The organism is Rosistilla ulvae, assembly GCF_007741475.1.
In the GTDB taxonomy this organism is placed as follows: Bacteria; Planctomycetota; Planctomycetia; order Pirellulales; family Pirellulaceae; genus Rosistilla; species Rosistilla ulvae.
Genome location: NZ_CP036261.1, coordinates 222,913 through 246,778, shown reverse-complemented (window position 1 = coordinate 246,778; position 23,866 = coordinate 222,913). Strand labels below are relative to the sequence as shown.

The following is a 23,866-nucleotide window of genomic DNA, read 5'->3' as shown; positions in this document are numbered from 1 at the left end:
GGACGGGCTGGCGTTCTCCCCGGAAATGTAGACTGTCCCCGCTGGGACTGGGATTTCCTGCTGGGATTCCCCACTGAAAATTCTCAAGCAATGGATTTGGCTTGGGGACCAAGGCCCCCAATCGCTCGGGGGCGATTTGGCATATGCTGGGATTGTTTGAAGGGCGGTTGCCCGAGGAGAGGTGCAACGGGAGCGAGTGCTCCGAAGAGATGCAAACTGCGAGAGCCCACGATGGATAAACGCTTGTTGGAATATTTACAGCGGATACTCAACGCCCGCGTCTACGATGTCGCGATCGAATCGCCACTGGAACTGGCGAACAAATTGTCCATGCGGTTGGGCAATCGGGTCTGGCTGAAACGCGAGGATACGCAACCGGTCCACAGTTTCAAATTGCGCGGCGCGTACAACAAGATGTCACGACTCTCCTCGGCGGAGCTGGCACGCGGCGTGGTATGCGCTTCGGCGGGAAACCATGCGCAAGGGGTCGCACTCAGTGCCCGCCAGCTAGGGTGTCAAGCTGTCGTCGTGATGCCGGTGACAACGCCGAAATTGAAGTCCGACGCCGTCCGCGACTTGGGAGCTCAGATCGTTCTGCAGGGCGACAGTTATTCCGACGCCTATTCGCACGCGCTGGAGCTCGAAAAACAACATGGATATGTCTTTGTGCATCCCTTTGATGATCCCGATGTGATCGCGGGTCAGGGAACGATCGGGATGGAAATCCTGCGTCAGCACCAGCATCCGATCCATGCCGTGTTTGTGGCGATCGGCGGTGGCGGGCTGATCTCTGGCGTCGCTGCCTATATCAAAGCGGTTCGCCCCGAGATCAAAGTCATCGGCGTACAGATGGGCGATTCCGACGCGATGATCCAGTCGATCGATGCCGGCAGCGTGGTCCCGCTGCACGATGTGGGACTCTTTTCCGATGGCACGGCGGTCAAAATCGTTGGCACCGAAACGTTCCGATTGACGCGGGAATTGGTCGATGGTTTTGTGTCCGTCGATACCGACGCGGTCTGCGCCGCCATCAAAGATGCCTTTGAAGATACCCGCAGCATCTTGGAACCTGCTGGGGCGATGGGGATCGCCGGAATGAAGCAATACATCGCGCAGCACGGTCTGCAAGGCGAAAGTCTGGTGGCGATCACCTGTGGCGCGAACATGAACTTCGACCGGCTGCGGTTTGTCGCCGAACGGGCTGAAGCGGGTGAAGAACGCGAAGCGCTACTGGCAGTCACGATTCCCGAGCAACGGGGCAACTTCAAGCGATTGTGCCAGACGATTGGGCAGCGGAATGTCACCGAGTTCAGCTACCGCATCTCCGATGAACGCGAAGCCCATGTGCTGGTCGGTCTGGCGATCAGCAGCCGCGAGGAGCTGCCCGAGATTCAACAATCGCTCGCCACCGAAGGCTTCGCCGCGTTGGACCTGAAGGATGATGAACTGGCCAAAGAGCACTTGCGTTATATGGTCGGCGGCCGCAGCCGGCTCGTGGGAAACGAGCGGCTCTATCGCTTCGAATTTCCCGAACGTCCCGGCGCGCTGGTCCGGTTTCTGTCCAGCATGCATCCGAGCTGGAACATCAGTCTTTTCCATTACCGCAATCAAGGCGCCGATTACGGTAGGATCCTGGTAGGCATCCAGGTTCCCGATGAAGAACTGCAGGCCTTTGCCGACTTCATCGACACCTTGGGCTACCGCTACGCCGACGAAACGGCCAACCCGGTCTATCATCTCTTCTTACGATGATCCACGCTTCGGTACTCCTTGCCCCCGTCGCGTGACCGGCCATCGTGCTCTTTCGGACAAGCAGCAGCGGCCTCCATGTGCGCCGACGATGCAGCATTGCGTTTCAAGCATCAAAGCCGACTTGGTCTTCGGTGAGCCGATTCTGCTCGGCGGCTCGAATGGCCAGTACGCAGATCGCATCATCTGCGAGTGTGAAAACGGCGCGGTATCGCGGGCGAGCTCCCAGTCCGACGCGTTTTTCACGAATCTCGTAGGCGAACTCATCATTTTCAGCCGCGAGCGAATGGCTTTCCGGAAATTCAGCGATCGACTCCAATTGCGATTGGACCGCATCGAGCCACCGTGCGGCTTGTTCCGATGAGTGATGCATTGCCCACCACAAAGCGTTTCGCTGGACGTCGGCCCGAGCCTGCGGCAGAATGATCAGGCGGTGGTTCACTGCCTTCGCTGCGGCAGGTTGAGATTTGCCCGGATCTCTTCGAAGGCTTCGTCGACCGAAGTCCCTTCGCCGGCTTCCATTTCTGCAATCCCCAGCGCGATCGCTTCTCGGTCTTGCTGACGACGCAACGCCTCCATCGCCTGTCGATGAATTTCAGCATCGACGACGAAATATATGCGGTTGCTGTCGGGATCGACAACTTCCAATCCGTTGCTGCCGTTCGCATGCAACGCATCCGATAAGTCTTTCGAAAGCTTGAGAGTCATAACAAAAGTTTACCACAAAGTCCGGAAGTCGCGGGCAAGAACATTGGCTAATCCGTTTGTCGACTCGAGGCATCCGCCGCCACGATCGATCGAGTTTTACGCCTTGGGGCCCGATCGGGCGAGTTGCTTGAGGACTTCGATGCCGCGATCGATCGTCTGGTCGCTGGCGGCGTAAGAGATCCGGAAGTGGGTGTCGCGACCGCTGAAGATCCCGCCGGGGATGATCAACAGCCCCGCCGCGATCGCCGCTTCGACAAATGAAGTTCCCGTTCCCCAAGGGACTTTCGGGAAGATGTAAAACGCGCCGCCAGGGACTTCGATTTCGTAGTCGTCTTTTAGAGCGTCGATGATCCGATCGCGTTTGCCTTGATATTGTTGGCGGTAGTCGTCGACATCGACGTCGATCGCTTCGAGCGCCGCCCATTGAGCCGGCTGCGGGGCGCAGACAAACGAATATTGCTGCAGCTTGGTCATCGTCTCGACGACTTCGGTTGGGCCGTGGACAAATCCAACCCGCCATCCGGTCATCGCGTGACTTTTGCTGAAGCCATCGATCACGATCGTTTGATCGTTGAATTCGGCGGGCGAAATGAAGCGGTCGGCGTAACAGAAGCGGCTGTAGATCTCGTCGGATACCAATGCGATCCCACGCTCGGCAGCCAACGCCGCCAGCTCTCGTTGCTCCTGTTCGGTCGCGATCACACCCGTCGGATTACCGGGGCTGTTCAGCAGGATCATCTTGGTGCGAGGCGTGATCGCATCGGCGACCTTTTGGATGTCGATCTTAAAGTCGGGATAGGTGTCGATCGGAACCGGCACGCCACCAACCAGCTTGATCAACGGCGGATACATGACAAAAAAGGGATCGAAGAAGATCACTTCGTCTCCCGGATTAACCATCGCAAACATCGACAGCACCAACCCGCCGCTGGTGCCGCTGGTCACGAAGACCTTGCGATCGGCATGGCCGTATTGGGCGTCCAGCTGCGATTGCAGTTTGTCGCGCAGCGGCGCGATCCCTTGAGTCTGGGAGTAGCTGTTTTTGCCAGAGTTGATCGCAGCGATGCAGGCTTGCTTGACCGGGTCGGGGACGTCGAAGTCGGGTTGACCGATCGACAGGTTAATTGGATCCTTCAGCGTGGCCGCTAGATCGAAGACGCGGCGAATGCCGCTGCTGTCGAAAGCCGCCGTGCGATCGGCCAGCCAAGGGTGCGTTGATTTGGTCATCGGTGAAAGGGCCTTTGTTCTACTGCCGATCGGTCGATACCACGCGGGGCACCTTCGCGTCGATAGAAACGGATCGTGTCATTTCGGGTCGCACGAAGTCGCGAGGTTTCGTCGACCGAGTACTTCAAAACGTCTATTCTATCCAAGAAAAGGTCGGTTCAGTAATGGGTGTTGTACGAATGCCAGAGAGCGTGATGCCGTTGTGCGCGATCACGACGCGATACGACGACGCGCTCGATTGGTCGGTCGAAACGTTTGCCGCCGCCGGGTTCCAGGTGCGGCTGAAGAGCGAGCTGTTCGCCTTCGATATGACCAATTATTACCAAGCCGAGATGGGCGAAGATCTGAAGAAACAGATCTTCGCCTTTGAACCGCTCCGCGATCCGCAACAGCTTGCCCATTGGAAGCTGCTGACCAATCAATGGGAACTTGATTTCAAGGCCCAGAACAGCTATCCCGAAGACCGCCCGTTGAACCTCGATTCGGGCTACCTCACGCTAGCCAAGTTTGTCCTGGCGACGACCAAGGACCGCGACCATCGACTGTATCTCCGCGACGGTATCTTTGCCGAAGTGACGATGTCGTTCACCGGCGGCAGCTGGAAGATGCATCCATGGACCTATCCCGATTACCAAACCGAGCCAGCGATGAACTTCTTGAACGCCGCACGCGAGGAACTGAAGGCGTTGTTTAAAGAAGCGCGTCGAGCTGAAGCGGAGAAGGGTTAAGTCGCTGCGGGAGTTGCCGCATGCTGTAGTCCATCTCATCGGAACCGGCTTCGGCCGCGATCGCCAGCCCCACCGCAACGCCAAGCAACAGGATCGGCAACGCCAAGCGAAACGCGACGCCTTTGAAGCCTTCGACGCGGGAGAGCGGACCGGCGAGACTGGCAAACAAAGCCAGCGGTGCCAGCGGGATCAACAGGTACGTTGCCAGCGGCACTTCGCTGAACGAATTGACTCGGCCAATCAACAACGATCCCGCGGCCAGCACTGCGACGGCGAAGCCTGATCCGACCAGCGACGTCCTCGCCGGACGAAACCAGGCGAGGATCGCCAGTCCAAACATCGCTGCCGCACCGGCCAACGCAATCTGGGCGAAACGTAGAGAGCCCGAGAGGGCCAACGCGACAGCGGTCGCGCTGAGCGTCATCCAAAGCGTTGCGGGTAACAGCGGTCCGGGCATCCGGCGGGCCAGCGATTCCAAACCGCCGGCTAGGCAAGCGATATAGATCGTTAAGATGCTGGCGTGAACCGCCCACGACGGCTGCAAATCGTCCCACTCGGGAACCAAGAACCAAGCAAACGTTCCGCCGAGGATGGCAAACAACAGCCAGCGTTCGACCGCGTGCACACCCTCGGCCGCGGCGATTGGTCCGGCGACCGATGCGACCAGCAGCGCGTAGGGCAGCCAGTGCCAATGCGATTCCGCCGCCCAAGGACCGAGTGCAAGCATCGCGTATCCGGCGAGAAAGCCGAGCGTCAACGCGGATGCTGACGCGTAACGCAACCCGACTTGTTCGGGCAGCCCACGCGACATGACAACAAATACAAGCACCGCAACCGCGGCGGGTAAGCACCCGCCGTAGAGGATGTCCTGGATCGAGAACACTTTAGCGTCCGGCTGCTTCGGTCGGCTGACCGATCGCAACAGTCAACTGAACGGCGTTTGTCACTTTGCCTTGACCGTAGTTCATTCCGAACTGCGTGCGGTCGATCTCGAATTTGCTGTGCAGCGTCAGTCCTTCGGCGGAGACGTCGACCGAAACGGGGATCTTGATCGACTTGGTCGCCTTCAGCAGCGTCAGGTCACCGGTGACGATGTAGTTCCCTTCACCCGAACCGGCGGCGACGGAAGTCGATTGGAACGAAGCCTTTGGATATTCGCGGACGTCAAAGAAGTCGGAGTTCTTTAGATGTCCGGTCAGCTTAGGAATCTCGGTAAACAATGATCCGGTTTCGATCTCCCAGGCGATCGATTGCAGCGAGCCATCGGTGGCAACCTTCGCTTGGCCAGTGAACTTGCCGAAGCCACCTTTGCGTGGATCGGGCTTTTCGCCTTCGTGCTTGCCGACAAAATCGATCCGCGAGTTCGCGGGAGAGATCGTCGCGGTTCCGGCTTGCAAAGCGACGGGCTTCAGAGCCGGCGCGGTCGTTGTCGCTTGAGCGAAACAGCTGGTCGATAGCAGGCAGATTCCAAGCAGGGAGGCGAGTTTTTTCATCGTGGAGCTTTCGTTAAAGGAATGGCCTCGATCCAGACAAACCAATCGAGGGCCGATCATTATAAAGGGCTGGTCCAGCCCGCCGCGACATCCCCCGATTTGAATCGATCCGCTCGCCCCTGGCCACTCTCGCCCGGCAAAACGCTCGCCCGGCCTACTCCTTCGTTTCTTCCGCCGTCTCAGGCTTGGCCTCTTCCTTGACTTCTGGCTTCGCTTCTTCCTTGGCTTCCGGTTTTGCCTCTTCCTTCACCTCGGGCTTTTTCTCTTCTTTCGCTTCAGGCTTTGCCTCTTCCTTCGGCTCTTCCTTCATTTCCGGTTTCGGCTCTTCCTTGGCTTCTTCCTTGGCTTCTTCCTTGGCTTCTTCCTTGGCTTCTTCCTTGGCTTCTTCCTTCGCTTCGGGTTTCACTTCTTCTTTGGCTTCGGGCTTCGCTTCTTCGACGGGGGCGGCGAGGGTTGCGACGGCCAGTTGGCGGATGTGGATATCGGTCGTCGGATCGTGAGCTTGCAGCATCAACGTACCGGCTTCCAGGCGTTGGCCCTTGCGCGGGTTGGCGTCGGGTTCGCGATCGTCGCTCCATTCGCTGACCTGCAATCCGTTGACCCACGTGGCCATCGTCGATCCATCAGCGATCAATAGCATCGAAAACCATTCCTGATCGTCGGCGGCAACGATCCGAGCATCCTTGCGACGGAAGAATCCGCCGGTTCCGCAATCGGCCGGGAACATCGGATCGCCTTCGATCGTGGCGTTGGAGATCTGGCATTCGTAGCCCATCATCACGTCGCCGGGGATGCAGCGGAAGAAGATCCCCGAATTTAAAGCTGCCGCGTTGGTGCGGACTTCGGCCAGCAGGGCAAAGTCGTCGTATTGAGCCTTCGATTCCAATTGGGCTCGGCCGCCGGTGATTTGCATCCCGTCGTCCGTCATCTGGTAATCCCCTTCCATCTCGGGATAGCGGACCCAGTGGTCTTCGATCGTCTCGGAGATCAACGAATCGAGTCCCAACGGTCGGACGCGGATATCGCGAAACGCTGCCGGGCCGCCGTTGTATTGCAGACCGATCAAGCCGGCGGGCAATGGGTTGGGATCGACGTAGTTGAGGATTTCCACGCCGTCGAGCTTCACGTTGACGGTCGCTCCTTCGACGCGAATGTCGTATCGATGCCACACGTCGTAATCGAATGCGGCGATGTCGGCGCTGCTTTTCGGTTCCCGCTGCACCAAGCTGCCGGTCGGGAAGGGGTTGTCGGCCGAAGCGATATTCAATTCATAGCAGTCGACCGTCGGATCGGTTGGGAACAGATTCGTTCGCAAGAAAACGCCGCTGTTGGTCTCGGGAGAGGCTTTGAATTCCAGCGACAGTTGATAGTCGCGCCAACGCATGGTGGTGCAGATCAGACCCTTTTCGCCGTCATCGACACTCAGCACCCCATCGTCGATCTGCCAGTTCGCTTGGCTAGCGATCTGCCATCCAAAGAAGGTTTGGCCGTCGAACAGTCGCACCCAACCTTGGCTCGCCTGTTCGGCGGGCAAGCGGTTGGCTAGCAACTGGTCGGCGTCCATCACGATCACGCCCGGCTGCGATTCGGGATCATCCATCGCGGCAGTCGCTTCCGATTCGGCAGTCGCTTCCGATGCGGGAGTCTTTTCGACCGCTTCGGCTGGCGTTTCCTCGGGCCGATCGGCGGGCTCGCTCTTGCATCCGACGACGGTCCCGATCAGGGCGATCAGAAACAATACCTTGAAGCTGCTAGTGTTATTCATTGCAATTTGAGAGAATTGGAAATGGAGTCGACGCCAGCAAGCCGGTGCTTGTGGTATTGCGAAGCAGTCTATTTTCTTTGAAACCCCCTTCTCGACAACCAACACGATGGGAAATGAGCTGCTTTTTTTAGGCCTTTTTACAAGCAGCTGGATGTTGCTGTGGGCGGCCGCAGCAGCGATTCCGATCGTGTTGCATCTGCTTTCGCGTCGCCAGCGGCGTTCGATCCGCTGGGCTGCTGTCCAGTTTGTGATCGCGGCGCAACAGAAATCGCAGCGAAAGTTTCGACTGTGGCAATGGCTGCTGTTGGCCTTGCGGGTGCTGGCAATCGTGCTGTTTGCGATCGCGCTCGCCGATCCGGTGATCGATGCCTCGGCAGACGTTCCGCTCGAGCGCAGGCCGCGTTTGCAGATCCTAGTGATCGACGGATCGATGTCGATGAAGACGCGCCGCGACGATGGCACCCGCTGGTCCGACGCGATCGCTGCCGCATCCCAACGGTGCGACGATGCGCACCCCGGCGACGGGTTCCTGTTGCTGCAGGTAGGTGCCCAAAACGACTGGATCGTCGACACGATCACCTATGACCCTGTCGAGATGCAGCAAACGCTGGCGTCGCTGCAAACGACCGACAGCGAAGCCGCATTTGGCCTGGCGATCGAAAACGTCTCTCGGCGGATCGATGAAATCAACAGCGATCGGTTGTGGTCGGGCGCCGTCGAGGTCGCGATCTTCGCCGACCTGCAAGCTCTTTCCTGGCGAAGCGTCCCCGCGCAGACGAAGCTCTCGCCGCATGCGAGTTGGACGATCGTCGACGTCGGCAACCGCGACGTCGATAACTCGCACATCGACGCCTTCCACGCCGACCCCGGATTTTTTGTAGCTCAGCAACCGCTGCAGCTCCACAGCCGGATCGCGCGATCGCCGCAGAGTGGCAGCGATCCGATGTTGGTACAGTTATTGGTCGACGACGTGGTCCGGGAGAGTCGCCGGATCGCGATCGATCCGGGGGCTCGCAGCGATGTCGCGTGGCAGATCGCGTTGCCCGCCGGGGAACATGTACTGGCGGTCAAGATTCCCGACGACGATCTGAACGCCGACAACGTCCGACGCCTGGTGGTCGAGATGCGGTCGCAGTTGCGAGTGGCTTGCATCGGTGCCGACGCGGCGGCGACGCGGTTTGTCGCGACCGCGCTGCGGAGCGGCACGGCCGGGCAATTGGATGTCCAACAGATCGCCTCGCAACGGCTGAGTCAATTGCCGCCGGACGGCTTCGATTTCATCGTGTTATGCGATTGGGGACCGCTGCGCAGCGAGGACGCTCGCTGGCTGCGATCTGATCTGCGACAGGGGCACAGCGCGATGCTGTGGCTTGGCCCGGGCATCGACCCGCAAACGTTTAACCGAGAATTTTCATCGGGCGACCCGGGCGATCCGCTTTCGATCGGGCGGATCGAATCGCTCGCCGATGTCGATCAATATCCGATCGATCCCAAAGGATACAGCCATCGGATCAGCAAACCGTTTCAATCGCATCCGGACAGCGGATTGATCACGACGCCGATCTTTCGCTACTGGAAGATCGATCCGGCGGCCGATTCCAACGTCGCGACGGTGCTTGGCATCGGCGACGGCGATCCGTTGTTGCTGTCGAAGCGGCTCGCGTCGGGAGCTCATTTGATGGTCATGACAACCGCCGTCAATCCGCAAGCTGACGCCGACGGCGAGGCTTGGAATGCGATCGCTCTATGGCCCAGCTTCATCCCGTTGCTGCAGGAATCGGTTGCGGTGACGCAGACCGAAACCGGTGCGGCTGACACTACGGATGGTTCCACATCGCGCGATGCGGGCGTCTATCCAGTCGAGCGCGACGGGAAAACGGTTGGCCAGTTTGTCATCAATCCGCCAGTGGCGGAGAGCGACCTTGCGATGATCGAGACCGCACAACTGCCGGAGCGGTTGCGTGGAGCCGACGACGCATCGGTCGAAACGAAACCGAAACCGCAAGCTTTGGAAACGACAGGGGTGCCGCTGTTCCAAATTGCGATCGCCTGTTTGATTGGATGTTTGGTGGCAGAATCGTGGGTCAGCCGTCAGTTGCGACTGCGTTAGCGCATGACGCACCCCAGCAGACGAGGCGGCGAAATCGATCGCGACTTCGAATCGACCACCAACGAAAAAACGAGTGGTCTCCAATCACTGGAAACCACTCGCTGGTAAGGGTCGAATCAAATTCTACCGTCGCATCTGCTGGTCCGATCTGAAACAGGGGCAACATTCAGATGGACCAACAGATCGATGCGACGGCACTAGGTTAAAAAAGCGAGGTCCAAAGCATCAAGTCGTTCCTCTGGTGGCGTGCAATCATTAAAAACTCACGGTTCAGTGGCACGGCGGAATTGGAAACCGATGGGGGAGCAAAGGGATTCCATAGCGATCGGTTGCCGTGCTCACCTGATGCTTGTAATAATCGGATCGACCACGGGATGTGTTGTAGCGATTTCCACCCTTTTAGAGGCAATGGAATCGCACGCCACGGAATTATAGAAACGACTGACACACCTTGCTTAGCTTGCCTAGGGTTTCTTTGCCTGATCGCATGCAACTTGCCTTAATTCGCTTTCATGAGGACTGAATTCTAAAGTGCCCAAAAAATCACCGCGCCGCGAAGATGCCGCGTCCGCTTCCACAACATCCGCTTCCGAATCGTCGACCGCAGCCGTCGCCCCCGAGTCTGGTGATGCAGCCGATTCGGCGACCGCAGCAGAGGACCAAACCGACGCGCCGCACCGCGACGAAGAGAAATCCAGCGACGACGAAACCGAGACTGTCGGCGACGAGAACCTTCCAAGCGAGAGCGGCGAGGTGGAAGCGTCCGAACCGGAAGTCGACGGCGGCAGTGGTTCGCTGCTGGACGACGTGCAGGCGTTCTTCGATCAGCGGGAGGAGTTGGCGCAGCGTTTGACCGACGAGATCGAAGCGACTCAGGCGAAGCTTGCCGAATTGCAAGAGACGCTTGCCCAATTACATCCCGAGCGTAGCGGCAGCGCCGGCAAAGAGCGGCGTCCGAAGAAGGCGAAGAAACCGGCGGTTCGCAATTCCGGCAGCGCTGCCGAAGCGAAGCCCGATGCGTAATCGCTCGCCGAGATCGCCGGCCTCTTGGAATCCGCCAGACGCTAAACTGTGGGAACGTTTCAACGGATGATATTTGCCGTCGACATCAGCTGGGAATTGCAACACGCTTGGCCGCTGCCAGCGTGGGGGCTGGCGGTGTTGTTCCTGGCGATCGCCGGTTGGACGACGTGGTTGTTGTTCGCCCAGCAGATCGCGTGGCGGAAGACCGTTGTGTTGTCGACGCTGCGGCTGGCGGCTTTGGCTGGGCTGTTTCTGATGCTTGGCGGTTGGCGGCTCTCGTTTTTCGAGACCGATCTGCCCGACCTGCTGATGCTGGTCGACGATTCGGCCAGCATGCAGTTGCCCGCGGGAGACTCGGCCAGCGATGTCGGGACCAATCGGCTGGCCCGCGCCCAAAAATTGTTTGCCGAGCCCGATTGGATGCAGACTCTCGAGCAACGGTATCGTTTAAAGATGTACGCGGTCAGCGAACAGATCCGCCCGCTCAGTTCGGTCGCCGAACTGCAAGCCGATGGCCAATCGAGTCGCTTGGGAGACGGGCTGCTGCAGTTGACCAATGCCCAACGCGGCCGGTCGACGGCGGCGATCGTCTTGATGTCCGACGGGATCGTCACCGACGGTGCCAGTTTGCGCGTCGCAGCGGATCGTTTGGCGGCGCAGAACATTCCGCTGTGGACCGTCGGCCTGGGCGGAGAGCAACCGCCGCCGGAACTTGCGATCGACGAAATCGTTGCCGACGACCGGGCTTTCCTGGGGGATGAAGTGCAGGTTCGCGTGCTGCTGCGTGGCACCGCCCCGGCGGGAAGCGAGGTTGCTGTCGAGCTGCGCGATCGCGATTCCGATGCGCTGCTGGCTCGCCAACAAGTGCGGATGGAATCGTCGCCGACGCGGACCGTCATTCCGCTGACCTTCGCCGCCGACCGGCCGGGGAGCTGGAATCTGCAGGTGGTTGTGCCGCCGATCGATGGCGAGATCTTTACCGACAATAATCGCAAGCCGATGCGATTGGTGGTTCGCGACGAACCGATCGGCGTGCTGCTGATCGCTCAACAGCCGAGCTACGAGTTCCGCTTCCTAAAGCACTTGCTGGAACGGGCTCAAGGGCAAGGCAACGCGGCGGAAAATCTGATCCGCTTGACCAGCGTGCTGCAGGATGGCGACCCGAGGTACGCGGAACAGGATCGTTCTGCGGCGGCGCTGCCACCGGTCAAGTCAGACGAATTGGAAGCCTTGGACGTGGTGATCTTATGCGATGCCGACATCGACCAGTTGGGCGAATTGATGCTCGGGCAGATCGATGAACTGGTGCGATCCCGCGGGACGGGATTGGTTGTTGTCGCAGGCCCGGAGAATCGATTAGCGATCCCAAACGGATCGGCGTTGGCCGATCTGATCCCGGTCGATCCCCGCGGTCTGCGAGCTCCCGCCGGTCCGCAATCTCGTCCGCTGGTGGTCGAGCGAACGCGGTTGGGACAAGCCGCCGGCGACCTGCCGCTGCCCGCTGGGATCCGGTGGTCGCAACTGCCGCCGCTGTATTGGCTGATGCGATCGGCCGAGCTCAAGCCGGCTGCGCAGGTAATTTTGGCGACCGGCGACGCGGCTCAACAGACAGCTTCGCTGCCGGTGGTTGTAAGTCAGGTTGTTGGGGCCGGACAGGTCTGGCTGCAATTGAGCGATGAGTCGTTTCGCTGGCTGAGCGGATCGTCGACGCACAATCTGCACGAGCGTTATTGGTTGCAAGTCATCCGGAAATTGGCGCGGCGCAAACGGACCGACGTCAACGAATCGGCTCGCCTGCAGGTTTCGGGGAGTCGGTTTACCGAAGGGCAACCGCTGCCGATCGAGTTGACGCTACCCAAATCGGAGAGTCCGCGACAGGCTCGCGTTGCGATCGGCCGCGATGGCGATTCGCCGCGATTGGAGACGTTGTATCCGACAAGCGATCCGCAATTGTTGCGGGGGACGGCAAGCGATCTGCCACCGGGCGACTACTCGATCCGATTGATCGATCCTGTGCTGCCCCAACCGCCCGACCCGGTCGCCGTGCGGATCGAATCGCCCTCGAGCGAATTTGCCGAGGGACACGCGGCGTTGATCGCGTTGGATGAAGCGAGCCGGATCAGCGGCGGCAAATTGTTGACGGCAGAACAAGCGGCCGATTCGCTGTTGGCCGAATTGCCTGCCGGGCGAACGATCCGGCTCCGCGAACTTCCCTCTCGCCCGATCTGGAATCATTGGGTCGCCGCCGCGATGGTGGTCGCGCTGTTGAGCGGCGAGTGGATCTTGCGGCGCCGCTGGGGACTCGCCTGAGCCACGCCGGAACGATCCCTGGGGCATCGAGCATTTGCCAGACGCTTCGCTGCGATCGCCACAATCGCAACAAACCGACCACGGGAGCGTGGCGACCGATGTTCGCACCGGCCCCATCGGGCACAATTCTCACCGATCCCAATGCATTTGGGCCAGCGTGTTCTACAGTTGATCAGAGGGTTCGATGTTGTATTTGGGCATCATCGGTCAATTGACTCCGTTTGTCGACGACGAAAAACGTCGACTCACCGATCGGCAATTTTTTCATGATCAAGCTCACGCGGATCGATGGCGAAGCATTCATTTTGAATGCCGAACTAATTCGTTATGTCGAGAATCGCCCCGACACGTTTGTGACCCTGACCACCGGGGAACGTTTCATCGTGCGCGAAACGATGGATGAAGTCGTCGATCGAACCATTGGTTACCAACAACAAAAGCAACTGCTGCCGACAATGTCTCCCCATTGCGGCGCGTAATTCGTCAACTTTGACTGGAAACAGACGGCACCCTGATTATGGATATTGCAAGTCTTGTCGGCGTAATCCTGGCACTGGGCCTGATCTTGGGCTCGATCGCCCTCGGTTCAGCGCCGTTTAGCGCCTTCATCGACCTCCCCTCGTTCCTGGTTGTAATCGGTGGTGCGGTGGCGGCTGCTTTGATCTGTTTTCCTATGAAAAACATGGTCGGTTCGCCGATGGTGGCGATGAAGGTCTTTTTAAACAAGGCTCCCGATCTGCAGTCGTTGATCAAACAGATCGTCGAGTTGGCCGAAACGGCGCGACGCGATGGGCTGCTGGCACTGGAGAGCAAGATCGCCGACGTCGATCATCCGCTAGTCAAATCGGGTTTGCAGATGGCGGTCGACGGCAGCACTCCCGAAGGTGTCGAAGAGGTGTTGCGAACCGAGGTCAGCGCGATCGCAATCCGCCACAAAGATGGCAAAGCCGTGATGGATCAACTGGGACGTTTTGCACCGGCTTACGGAATGATCGGAACCCTGATGGGGCTGATCATGATGTTGAGCAACATGTCCGACCCGTCGAGCATTGGTGCCGGTATGGCGGTCGCGTTGATCACCACGCTTTACGGCGCGATCGTGGCCAACGTCTTCTTCTCGCCGTTTGCAGAGAAGTTGGGTCTGATCAGTCGCCAGGAAATGGTCTCGATGGAGATTGCGATCCGTGGCGTGTTGGCGATCCAATCGGGCGAAAGCCCCCGTGCGATCGAACAGAAACTGCGGACCTACCTGCCGCCAAAACAGCGCGACTCAGAATAACAACTCACAGATCAACGGGACAGATTCGAAATGGATGACGACGGCGGTGGCGATGACGCAGCAGCGATCCCAGAATGGGTCGTCACGTTTGGCGATATGATGTCGTTGTTGTTAACGTTTTTCATCATGTTGGTTTCGCTCAGCGAGATCAAGGAAGAAGAGAAATTCCAAGCCTTGGTCGAATCGATGCGACAACAATTTGGTCACGAACGATCGACGGAAAGCATGTCGCCGGGGGACGCAAAACCTCGCGACACCGCGTTTGAAGTCCTCGCGACGATGGGGCGTGCCAAACGACTCGATTCACACAACGGTGGCGTCAAAGCCAAAGCGCCCGTCGGCGAAGAACCGACGGTACGGATCATTCGCCCCGGTCGACTGACAGCGGTCGGAACGGTCGTCTTCTTTCCCGAAGGGGAGGCGGAACTGAGCGACAACGGGAAAGCGGCACTCGATGGGATCGCGGAAGAACTCAAAGGCAAGCCGCAGAAGATCGAGATCCGTGGACACACGTCGGCCCGCACTGCGGCCAAGGCTGTCTCGATTCGCGAACCGATGAACCTCGCTTATTCGCGGTCGGTGCGCGTCTACGACTACCTGGTCAATCATCACGGCATCGATCCGCGACGTTGTCGAATTGCCGCGGCAGCCGACAGCGAACCGATGAGCGTCGCCGCCGACCCAGCCAAACAACAACAGAATCCGCGTGTCGAAGTCTTCCTGTTAGACGAAACGGTCTCCGACCTGATCGGAACCAACGTCGAACGCCAAAAAAACATCATCCCTGAATCCGACTCGGCGAGGCAATAACCATGGCAGACCCCCAAGAGATCGAGGGCGAAGAGGAAGCAACTCCCGCCGCTCCCAAAAGTAAAAAGCTGGTGATCGTCGGCTTCGTGTCGGCGGTGGTTGTCATCGAAACGCTGCTGTTCTTCTTTATGGTCCCGTCGGCCGACGAAGTCGCTGCGATGGCCGAATCGCAATTGATCGAAGAGGTCCAAAACGAAAGCGAAGTCGAGATCCAAAAGGAAGACGACGAAAAGAAGGTGATCGAATTCCAGCTGGGCCCGTTTGGCGAAACCTTTTCCCCGCTGGGGACCGAACGCCAGTACGCCGTCGAATTTCGCCTGTTCGGTACCTTGCGACAGAAGAACAAGGAACTGATGACCAAGGAATTCGAAGAGAAAGAGGGCCGGTTGCAACACGGGATTCGGATGGTCGTCCGCAATTCGCGGCTGGAAGAACTGCAAGACAACCAATTGGGCTTGATCGAAAGGCGTATTTTGACGACATGTAATGCCTTGCTTGAAGAACCGATCCTGCTGTCGGTCGGCTTCAAACAGTACAAAGTTCGCGAAGAATGATAGCAACCTAGCGAAGGCCGTTCGATGTCAGATGATGGATCGCAGACACAGAACCCACCGCCGTCGAGCGAGGTGGATGAAGCCAGCGACGCCCGGTCGACCGCTGGGATGGAGCAACTGCTCGACCAGGCCGAAGCCGATCTGGCGGCTGCCGACGCAGTCCCCGCCCCTTCGACCGCCAATCCACACCCTTTTCCGCTCGACGAACTGCAAAGCGAACCGGGAACCGACGATCTCGTCTCGCTGAACATCCTCAGCGATGTCGACCTCGACCTGCGAATCGAATTGGGCCGCACCCACATGCGGCTCGAAGACGTGCTGCAACTGCGCAGCGGATCGGTCGTCGCCCTCGATCGTTTGGCGGGCGACCCAGTCGATGTGTTTGTCAACGATCGCTTGGTGGCCCGCGGCGAAGTCCTGGTTTTGAACGAGAGCTTTTGCGTTCGGGTCACCGAACTGGTGACCGGAGGCAACGCCTGAACGATGTTCCGCCACACCGCCCTGTTGCTGCTGACCCTTCTCTGGATTCTCCCCGCTGCGGCCCAAGATTCGTTGCCGCGCGTGGTCTCCAATCCCAGTTATTCGATCCAACCGCTGACCGAACCGGCGGCATCGGAACCGCGTGAAGCGGCGGTGCGAACGTCGATCCCATTGCCACCAGCAGGCAGTAGCGCCGATCCGACCGCCCCCGAAGATAAAGCCTCCACCGGACCGATGTTCACCGTGATCAGCAGCCTAGCGATCGTGCTGGGGCTGTTCTGTGGATTCGTCTGGCTGACTCGGAAGACCTCGGGTCGCCAAGGGGGAGTTCTCAACAAAGATCTGTTTACCGTGCTGGGAACTTCGCAGATCGATCCTCGCCACCAAGCGGCGTTGGTGAAGTGTGGCGATCGGGTACTGTTGGTCGCATTGACGCAAACCGGCGTCACAACCCTGACCGAATTCACCGAACCGGGCGAAGTCAACGACCTCATGGCTCGCGCCACCGGCAAAGCGGGAACCACATTTGCCGAAGCGATGAAAGATGCCGGCGATGGCCACCGCGCCAACGGCTTCGTCGATTCGCAGACCGCCCCACGCCGCAGCCTGTTCAGCCACAGCGCTACCTAAAAGGAAGCCTTGTTGCTTGCAAACCGGCAAGCCGATCGACCGCGATGGTTGATCCGCAATGCGACGCGCCATTGCTAGCGTTGCACGCGAGGTTGTGCATTGGCGGAACTTGGCCGTCTCGGAGCAGGGTAACGATTCCTGGCAACTCCCCCGCGTTTCGCGTCGGAATAGTTTTGTCGCTTGGCGACTCTCCCCTCCGGAGTCCAACTGGTCCACTGGCCATCGGGAGCACCATTGGCATAGCTCCCCTCGGCCCGTCGCATTCCATTGGAATGCCACCAAGCCCAAGCCCCCGAGGCGATTCCGGTCTGATAATGCCCCAGCGTCTCGCGCTGACCATTCTCGAACCAGCTAGCAAATTCGCCGGTTAGTTCGCCCTCTTCATATGTTCCGGTAGTCTTCTTTTGACCGTTGGCGTGGTACTCGACAAAACTGCCATGCTTTAAACGCTTGCCCGCCGTCTCATAGACCGCCGGCTTGGCATTCCACCAATCGTCGCGTTGCTTGAGCGTCTGTTGGGCCGACAGATAACGAAACTCGGTTTTGGGCTGTTGATTCCGGAAGTACTCGACTTCGCGTTCGACGCGGCGACCATCCTCGAACGTGTGGTTGGTCAATTCATTCCCCATGGCGTCGTATTCGGCCATCACCCCTTCGAGCAGCCCGTCGCGGTAAGTCGCTTCATACATCCGCTGGCCACCGGGATGATTCCAAACCGCTTTGCCATGTCGCAGCCCATCGCGAAACGGAATCTCGCTGACCGTTTCCCCCTGGGCGTCGCTGATCACCCAACTGCCGTTGAGGTTGTCCGCATCAAAGGTCGCCTTGGAAACGAACGGAGCCTCGAACTCGCTGTACGGATAAGCGCTCAACAAGGTCGCATCGGCGGTTTCATACACTCGCCGCCATTCCCCCTGGCGGGCACCCATTTCAAAACGACCTTCCGCCACCAATGTGCCGGTGGGACTGTACATTCGATAGGCACCGTCGTTGACGTAATTGCCCTTTGCGTCCTGGGTTACCGTTCGTTCCACCTTCACCGAACCATCGTCATAGCGCTCGCGGACCATCTCGGTTTGGCTTGCATGGACTGCCGAACCAGCGGACAACGCCTCTGCAGCCTCTTCGATTCGACGCGCGATATAGGGCGTGTCGACCGTCAGCACGCTGTCGGCTGGGAAATCATCTAAGGAAGTAGGCTCGTTTGCTGGCGCCAGCAACATTGGCGGTGCGCTCGGTGGTACCAAAACGCTCTCGTCACCCGAAAGGTTCCCCAGGGAACCGAGAGTGACACTGCCAAACAAAATCGAATGGATTGCGAAACGTGTCGCCGATCGATTCTTCATTAGATTCCTCGTCCAGTTTATACGGGGCATTGCGGGAGGTGAGAACTTGGGTTTCGCATGGAGGGGGCGGGGACGATGTTCGGACGACTCCCTAAAAGGAAATCGGTTTGCCGAGATCATCGCCCATCGATTCAATCCACCAGCGGCGAACCCTTGTTTATCTACACATCCCTTCGTCGACTATGGAATCGGTGATCCATGACTTCCCTTTCTTCGGCTGTGATAGTCGCCAAAATCGACAAAGATTCGCTACTTTGCTAGCAGAGGCGGAACTTGAACCAAAGTTTGAATTTCTCCTAACTTCTCTTCCGCTGTGAGCCTCCGTTTTCTACCCTCGACCAACCCAAGGACGGTTTCCTCTCCAGGCGGTGTGCACGGATGCGACGAGGTTGGATCACCACTGTTTTGCTCGGCTGCGTTGCTGCGACGATCAGCACCGCCGACCTGTGCGCGCAGGAAGTGATCACGCAGACGCCGATTCGGTTAGACGATCCGATGGACTTTGTCCGCCAGGGCCCCGAGCATTGGACCAGTCCCGAGGGGCTCAGCAGCAGCCTGCAGATCATGCTGTTGCTGACAGTCCTCAGCCTGGCCCCGGCGATCCTGTTGATGACCACCTGCTACGTGCGGATCATCGTCGTGTTTGGATTGTTGAAGCAAGCGATGGGGTTGCAGCAATTGCCTCCCAGCCAAGTCATGACCAGCATCGCGATGTTCATGACGCTGTTTGTGATGGGACCGATTTGGCATCAGGTCTACAAAGACGCGATCCAGCCCTACACCGACCCTGCGGTCGAGATGAGCCTTGAAGATGCGTGGGATATCGGCAAGGCGCCGATCTGTGAATTCATGAGCCGCCAGATCGCGGCGGCCGGGAATTACGACGACGTCCATCTCTTCTTCCGCTACGTCGACGGACCGCCGCCAACGGAGATGGCCGATGTGCCGATCCGCGTGCTGCTGCCGGCCTACATGCTCAGCGAATTGAAGGTCGCGTTTTTGATGGGCTTCAAGATCTATCTCCCCTTCTTGATCCTCGACATCGTCGTCGCCAGCGTCACGATTTCGATGGGTATGTTGATGCTTCCGCCGGGAGTGATCTCGCTGCCCTTTAAGTTATTGCTGTTTGTTCTGGTCGACGGATGGCGTCTGGTCGTGCAAATGTTACTGGACAGTTTCGGCACGATCCCTGGTTGACGACGCGACCACCCACCACGACGACACACATCCAGCAAGCGACATCGGGCGAAAGCCCCAACGGAAAGACATCACAGGAAGAGACATGGACGCAAACTCCGCCGCCGATTTTGTTCGCGAAGCCTTGCTGCAAGCGGTGATCATCGCATCGCCGCTGCTGTTCATGGGGATGGCTGCCGGTTTGATCATTGGGCTGGTGCAAGCGTTGACGCAGATTCAGGATCAAACCGTTTCGTTTGTTCCCAAGATCTTGGCGATGGCGACCACGATGATCGTCTGCATGCCTTGGATGATCCAACGGATGGTCGAATTCGCGAGGGAATTGTACATCAGCGCCGGTCAGATCGGCCCATAGCGACCGTTGCCGTTCCCAAGGATTATCAAAGGCTCGCCCGATGGATTTGCTGACAGAAATCGGCCAAAACCAACTGCTGCTGTTCATGCTCGTGTTAACGCGTCTGAGCTTGATGCTGATGGGGATGCCCGGTATCGGTGCAGGAGTGCCGCGGCGAGTGAAAGCCTTCTTGGTGTTGGCGCTGACGGCGATGCTGTTGCCGCTGTTGGGCGATCTGCCCGTTCCGCCAGTCAACAGTATCACCGACCTCACGATCGCGATCGGCCGCGAAGCGATCGTCGGTCTGTTTATCGGGTTGGTGGTTCAATTGTTGATCACCGGAATCCAATTGGCGGGCGAACTGATTAGTTCGACCGCCGGTATGCAATTGGGTGCTGGCACCGATCCGCAGACCAAAGCGGCGATGCCGATCCTGGGCAACATGATCGGGATGATGGTGACGGTGATCTTGATGTCCGTCGGTGGTCAGCACATGATGTTCGACGCTTTGGTCAACAGCTTTACCACGATCCCGCCGGGGCAGGTTCGCGTCGAGATCGGTTGGATCCAATTGCTGACGTATGAGTTGACCCAAGGGATGGCGACCGGCGTTCGCGCGGGAGCTCCGGTCGTAACCGGTCTGCTGCTGTCGAATCTGATTACGGGACTGCTCAGCCGCACGCTGCCGCAATTGAACATTCTTGCCGTCGGTTTGAATGTCAACGCGATCGCGATGATGGCGATCTCCGCGATTGCGTTGGGTTCGTGCGGTCTGTTGTTCGAGACCGAGTTGCTTGCGGTCTTCGAACGGCTTGGCGATCTGTTGGCCTCGGCCAGGCCGGACTGATCGAGTCGACAAAACGTCGACGGATTTGAGTTTTGATTTAGTTTCCACTGCAACAGTTTTTGAAAGGACGCGTCAGACGCGATGGCGGACCAGGACGGCGAAAAGAGGTTTTCAGCCAGTGAGAGCCGGCGACAGAAAGCCCGCGAACAGGGACAAGTCGTCCGCAGCCAAGACCTGGCTTCGGCGGCTCTGCTGTTGGCCGCGCTGGCGGTGATCGGATATTTCGGGCGACCGATGGTGGCCGATGTTGCGGAGGTGTTAGCCAAATCGCTAGCCGATTCGGAAGTCGAAGCGTTTACTATCGAAAGTGCCAGCAGCTTGCTGACCCAAACCGGCTACTTCACCTTGATGGCCGTCGGGCCGATCATGGTCTGCATGTTCATCTGCGCGATCCTCGTCAACATCTTGCAGACCGGCCCGATGTTGTTGCCCGATAAACTGATGCCCAAGTTCAGCAACATCAGCCCGATGCAAGGGATCAAGCGTCTGCTGGCCCTCCCCAACTTCATGCGTCTGGGCTTTGGCATCTTTAAGCTCGCCGTGATCTCGGTCGTCGCGGCCATCTGTCTCTATCATTGGTACGAAGCAGTGTTGGCTGTTAGTCAATTCGGCGTCGCCGCGGTTGCCAAAGTGATCTTCGACGCCACCTTTTTCACCTGCCTTTGGATCGGCGGAGCATTGTTTGTTCTGGCCGCTTTCGATTTCGCCTTTCAATGGTGGAAGCACGAGCAGGACTTGATGATGACCGAACAAGAGATGCGCGATGAGATGAAAGAGTCTCAAGGCGATCCGCAGGTCATCGCCCGCCGACGCCAGGTGCAACGCCAACTGGCGATGCAGCGGATGCAGTCGGATGTTCCCAATTCCGACGTGATCGTCACCAACCCAACCGAACTGGCGATCGCGATCAAATACGATCCGCAAACGATGGCCGCCCCGATCGTCTCTGCAAAAGGAGCCGGTCTGTTGGCGCAGAAGATCCGCCGCATGGGACTCGAACACGGGATCGCGATCGTCGAACGCAAACCGCTAGCTCAAGCGTTGTACAAAAACGTCGAAGTTGGCCACCCGGTGCCATCGGAACAATACCAAGCTGTCGCCGAAGTCCTCCGCTACGTCTATCAATTAGAAGGCCGCGCGATGCCCGACGCGGCATAGGCCAGCGCTGCCAAGAGCGGTTTCTCCACCGGACAACTGAAACCAGCGCTCCCCTGAAAAGCCCGCAGGGCGTCAGATGGACGGCGTTCTTCCACCAAGCCCGGAGGGCGACACAAGCTTTCCGGTCCCTGTGCCACCCTCCGGGCTTTTTCTTCTCTATCAGCCCGCTCGCCTACCGGTGACTGACGCCACCGGCATTAGATATGTCGCCCGCCGGGCTGCGTCTTTCTTCCAGCATCTTCAAATGCAGTGACTGCCCCCCCGCTGGTATTCGATCTACCGCCGCGACAACCCAACAGGGGGGTTGGTCGACCGAACGGCACGTCTACCATGGAACAACGTTTACGTATCAAACATTTCTCTGGAGAGTATTTCGATGTCGCTGAAAAAATTGTTGCCCCTGCGTTTGAGTCTTGGGCTGGCCGCGATCCTGTCCTGTTCGGCATTGGCAACAGCCGATGATGCTGCGATTGCTAGCGACGCGACCCAAACGAAGCCTTTGGAAGTTGGCGCGGCGCTTCCCGATGTTGCTGTCAAATCGGTCGATGGCAAACCGGTCAGCATCGCTTCGCTGCACAAAGACAAGCCCGTTGTCCTGGTCTTCTTCCGCGGCGGTTGGTGCCCGCTCTGCACGCGGCACACGCAAACCTTGATCCAGGCCTATCCTGCGATCAAACAACTGGGAGCCGAATTGGTCGGCATCAGCCCCGATGATCCTCAGCACTCGCAGACCAACGTCGCCAAGAATTCGATTCCGTTTCCGATCTTTTCGGATTCCGAGCTGACAGCAACCAAAGCGTTTGGGCTGGCATTTCAAGTCGATGCGCCAACCCTGGAACGCTACAAAGGATTTGGAATCGACCTCGAGAAGGCCTCCGGATACAAGCACCACGCGCTCCCCATCCCCGCGGTCTATATCGTCGACAAAAGCGGCCGAATCGTGTTCGCTCACAGCGATCCCAACTACCGCGAACGGCTGGACACCGGAAAGATCGTCGCTGCATTGCAACAGATGAAATAACGTCGGCAACGCGGTGACCGCACTGCCGGCCCCGCCTACTGGCGACTGGCAGCCGCCGACAGATACTGAGCCAACGACTTGAAGTCGTCGATCGTCAACGGCGTCGCACAAGCTGCGGCGGCGTGGGGCGCAGCCAACGGAAACGGCTTCCCCGGCGGCAAGCCTTGCATCGCAAAGGCGTTGGGTCCGGGGATGCCCAGGAAAAATTCGCCGACGTCGACATGTAAGTGTCGCGTCTCGCGGAAGTTTTCGGGTAAAAACATCCCCTGCCCATCGACCACTTCGGGCGACTCGCCACCGCGGATGAACCAGACGGCCGAACTGACCGAACCCGACTTCGGTTGCACCCAAATCAGGTGCCTCGCGACTACCTTTTCGTGCTGCTTGCCGACTGCCACCAGCGCGGGGGAATCGATCACGATTGCCGTCGCCAATCGCAGTGCAACCGTCACGCGATCCAGCGACTGTTCGGCAGCTTGCAACACCTGCCTCCCGATCATTCCCAGCCCCGCCTCCCCATCGCGGTCGCTGACGATCCGGAAATTTTCTCCGTCGGCAACCGCCATCCCGATCCCAATCCGTCGCAGTTGATACTGCCCCTGGACCTCGTGGGCATCCGCTGCAATCACCGTCGTCAGCATCGCTGCATAACGCAGCACCATCTGCGATACCTCGGATACCTCCCCGTCGGTCACCTTGGGCGTCGCTACCAGAACGACATCCGACCAACCCCGCAAGCCGTCGGGAGAAATCAAAGTACCGGCAGCAATCCTCGAAATCGCAGATTCATCATCCGCATCGGCACGGCAATCGCACAGAGCCGTGCCGACGGTTATCGCAACGCAGGCCATCGCTACTGTGACCGCTGGAGAACTCCATTTCGTATCGCCCCAATGGAGTCGTTGCATGATGCTTAGGTTCGTCAAAATCGCTCTCCCCACAAATGACCAAACACAAAGCCAAGCAAAGTGTACATACAAATCGTCGATCTGTCACCGAACCGCACTTTCGTGGAAAATAGATTGTAGAGTGGCCGCTACTTGTAGACGACCTATTCTACCGTATAGGCCTAAACTTCAGTTTTACAGGCTTTTGGA

The 23,866-nt window shown here is 58.6% G+C and carries 24 protein-coding genes; 16 read left to right on the top strand and 8 right to left on the bottom strand.

Going from position 1 to position 23,866, the window contains the following annotated elements; genetic code table 11:
• Window positions 1–231: 231 nt before the first annotated feature.
• Window positions 232–1,752, top strand: a complete 1,521-nt coding sequence (gene ilvA / locus EC9_RS00925; protein ID WP_145341574.1) for a threonine ammonia-lyase, biosynthetic — start codon at window positions 232–234, stop codon at window positions 1,750–1,752.
• Window positions 1,753–1,855: 103 nt separating this feature from the next.
• Here ilvA and EC9_RS00920 read toward each other — a convergent pair whose 3' ends face one another.
• From EC9_RS00920 to EC9_RS00910, 3 genes are all read right to left on the bottom strand, one after another.
• Complete coding sequence (locus EC9_RS00920; protein WP_145341572.1) at window positions 1,856–2,191, bottom strand: type II toxin-antitoxin system RelE/ParE family toxin; 336 nt, start codon at window positions 2,189–2,191, stop codon at window positions 1,856–1,858.
• Window positions 2,188–2,457: a hypothetical protein gene (locus tag EC9_RS00915; protein WP_145341570.1), complete on the bottom strand. Its 270-nt coding sequence runs from the start codon at window positions 2,455–2,457 to the stop codon at window positions 2,188–2,190. Before EC9_RS00915 ends, EC9_RS00920 begins: the two co-directional genes overlap by 4 nt.
• A gap of 96 nt (window positions 2,458–2,553) precedes the next feature.
• Complete coding sequence (locus EC9_RS00910; RefSeq protein WP_145341567.1) at window positions 2,554–3,684, bottom strand: pyridoxal phosphate-dependent aminotransferase; 1,131 nt, start codon at window positions 3,682–3,684, stop codon at window positions 2,554–2,556.
• 164 nt (window positions 3,685–3,848) lie between these two features.
• Between EC9_RS00910 and EC9_RS00905 the strand changes: the two genes are divergently transcribed.
• Window positions 3,849–4,412 (top strand): DUF4416 family protein, encoded by a 564-nt coding sequence (locus tag EC9_RS00905; protein WP_145341565.1) that lies wholly within the window; start codon window positions 3,849–3,851, stop codon window positions 4,410–4,412.
• Here the strand turns inward: EC9_RS00905 and EC9_RS00900 are convergent.
• From EC9_RS00900 to EC9_RS00890, 3 genes are all read right to left on the bottom strand, one after another.
• Entirely contained in the window at window positions 4,375–5,295 is a 921-nt protein-coding gene (locus EC9_RS00900; protein ID WP_145341563.1) for a hypothetical protein, read from the bottom strand. The two genes, EC9_RS00905 and EC9_RS00900, sit on opposite strands and share 38 nt — an antisense overlap.
• Before the next feature lies 1 nt (window position 5,296).
• Window positions 5,297–5,905, bottom strand: a complete 609-nt coding sequence (locus tag EC9_RS00895; RefSeq protein WP_218934491.1) for a YceI family protein — start codon at window positions 5,903–5,905, stop codon at window positions 5,297–5,299.
• Window positions 5,906–6,059: 154 nt separating this feature from the next.
• A complete protein-coding gene (locus tag EC9_RS00890) occupies window positions 6,060–7,670 on the bottom strand; it encodes a 3-keto-disaccharide hydrolase (RefSeq protein ID WP_145341559.1) in 1,611 nt (536 codons plus the stop codon).
• A gap of 106 nt (window positions 7,671–7,776) precedes the next feature.
• Between EC9_RS00890 and EC9_RS00885 the strand changes: the two genes are divergently transcribed.
• From EC9_RS00885 to EC9_RS00845, 9 genes are all read left to right on the top strand, one after another.
• Window positions 7,777–9,780, top strand: coding sequence for a BatA domain-containing protein (locus EC9_RS00885; protein ID WP_145341557.1), 2,004 nt, complete (start codon window positions 7,777–7,779; stop codon window positions 9,778–9,780).
• A 531-nt stretch (window positions 9,781–10,311) separates the two neighbouring features.
• The gene (locus EC9_RS00880; RefSeq protein WP_145341555.1) at window positions 10,312–10,803 is read left to right on the top strand and encodes a hypothetical protein; all 492 of its coding nucleotides are present in this window, start codon (window positions 10,312–10,314) and stop codon (window positions 10,801–10,803) included.
• 66 nt (window positions 10,804–10,869) lie between these two features.
• A complete protein-coding gene (locus EC9_RS00875; RefSeq protein WP_145341553.1) occupies window positions 10,870–13,113 on the top strand; it encodes a vWA domain-containing protein in 2,244 nt (747 codons plus the stop codon).
• A 266-nt stretch (window positions 13,114–13,379) separates the two neighbouring features.
• Entirely contained in the window at window positions 13,380–13,592 is a 213-nt protein-coding gene (locus EC9_RS00870; protein ID WP_145341551.1) for a flagellar FlbD family protein, read from the top strand.
• A 38-nt stretch (window positions 13,593–13,630) separates the two neighbouring features.
• Window positions 13,631–14,392, top strand: coding sequence for a motility protein A (locus EC9_RS00865; RefSeq protein ID WP_145341549.1), 762 nt, complete (start codon window positions 13,631–13,633; stop codon window positions 14,390–14,392).
• A gap of 30 nt (window positions 14,393–14,422) precedes the next feature.
• Window positions 14,423–15,202: an OmpA/MotB family protein gene (locus EC9_RS00860; RefSeq protein WP_145341547.1), complete on the top strand. Its 780-nt coding sequence runs from the start codon at window positions 14,423–14,425 to the stop codon at window positions 15,200–15,202.
• Between the two features lie 2 nt (window positions 15,203–15,204).
• Complete coding sequence (locus tag EC9_RS00855) at window positions 15,205–15,756, top strand: flagellar basal body-associated FliL family protein (protein ID WP_145341545.1); 552 nt, start codon at window positions 15,205–15,207, stop codon at window positions 15,754–15,756.
• A 24-nt stretch (window positions 15,757–15,780) separates the two neighbouring features.
• A complete protein-coding gene (gene fliN, locus EC9_RS00850; RefSeq protein WP_145341543.1) occupies window positions 15,781–16,236 on the top strand; it encodes a flagellar motor switch protein FliN in 456 nt (151 codons plus the stop codon).
• Between the two features lie 3 nt (window positions 16,237–16,239).
• The gene (locus tag EC9_RS00845) at window positions 16,240–16,866 is read left to right on the top strand and encodes a FliO/MopB family protein (protein ID WP_145341541.1); all 627 of its coding nucleotides are present in this window, start codon (window positions 16,240–16,242) and stop codon (window positions 16,864–16,866) included.
• Between the two features lie 74 nt (window positions 16,867–16,940).
• Here EC9_RS00845 and EC9_RS00840 read toward each other — a convergent pair whose 3' ends face one another.
• Entirely contained in the window at window positions 16,941–18,212 is a 1,272-nt protein-coding gene (locus EC9_RS00840) for a toxin-antitoxin system YwqK family antitoxin (protein WP_218934489.1), read from the bottom strand.
• Between the two features lie 378 nt (window positions 18,213–18,590).
• Between EC9_RS00840 and fliP the strand changes: the two genes are divergently transcribed.
• The 5 genes from fliP (at window position 18,591) to EC9_RS00815 (ending at window position 22,769) form a co-directional block, all read left to right on the top strand.
• Entirely contained in the window at window positions 18,591–19,409 is an 819-nt protein-coding gene (fliP, locus tag EC9_RS00835; protein WP_145285212.1) for a flagellar type III secretion system pore protein FliP, read from the top strand.
• A gap of 85 nt (window positions 19,410–19,494) precedes the next feature.
• Window positions 19,495–19,764, top strand: coding sequence for a flagellar biosynthetic protein FliQ (locus EC9_RS00830; RefSeq protein WP_145123813.1), 270 nt, complete (start codon window positions 19,495–19,497; stop codon window positions 19,762–19,764).
• Window positions 19,765–19,804: 40 nt separating this feature from the next.
• The gene (locus tag EC9_RS00825; protein ID WP_145341537.1) at window positions 19,805–20,590 is read left to right on the top strand and encodes a flagellar biosynthetic protein FliR; all 786 of its coding nucleotides are present in this window, start codon (window positions 19,805–19,807) and stop codon (window positions 20,588–20,590) included.
• Window positions 20,591–20,671: 81 nt separating this feature from the next.
• Window positions 20,672–21,748 carry an EscU/YscU/HrcU family type III secretion system export apparatus switch protein gene (locus tag EC9_RS00820; protein ID WP_145341535.1) on the top strand — a complete coding sequence of 359 codons (1,077 nt, stop codon included), beginning with the start codon at window positions 20,672–20,674 and terminating at the stop codon, window positions 21,746–21,748.
• Window positions 21,749–22,124: 376 nt separating this feature from the next.
• On the top strand, window positions 22,125–22,769 hold the full coding sequence (locus tag EC9_RS00815) for a peroxiredoxin-like family protein (protein ID WP_145341533.1): 645 nt from the start codon (window positions 22,125–22,127) through the stop codon (window positions 22,767–22,769).
• A gap of 35 nt (window positions 22,770–22,804) precedes the next feature.
• Here EC9_RS00815 and EC9_RS00810 read toward each other — a convergent pair whose 3' ends face one another.
• The gene (locus EC9_RS00810; RefSeq protein WP_145341531.1) at window positions 22,805–23,677 is read right to left on the bottom strand and encodes a hypothetical protein; all 873 of its coding nucleotides are present in this window, start codon (window positions 23,675–23,677) and stop codon (window positions 22,805–22,807) included.
• Window positions 23,678–23,866: the final 189 nt, after the last annotated feature.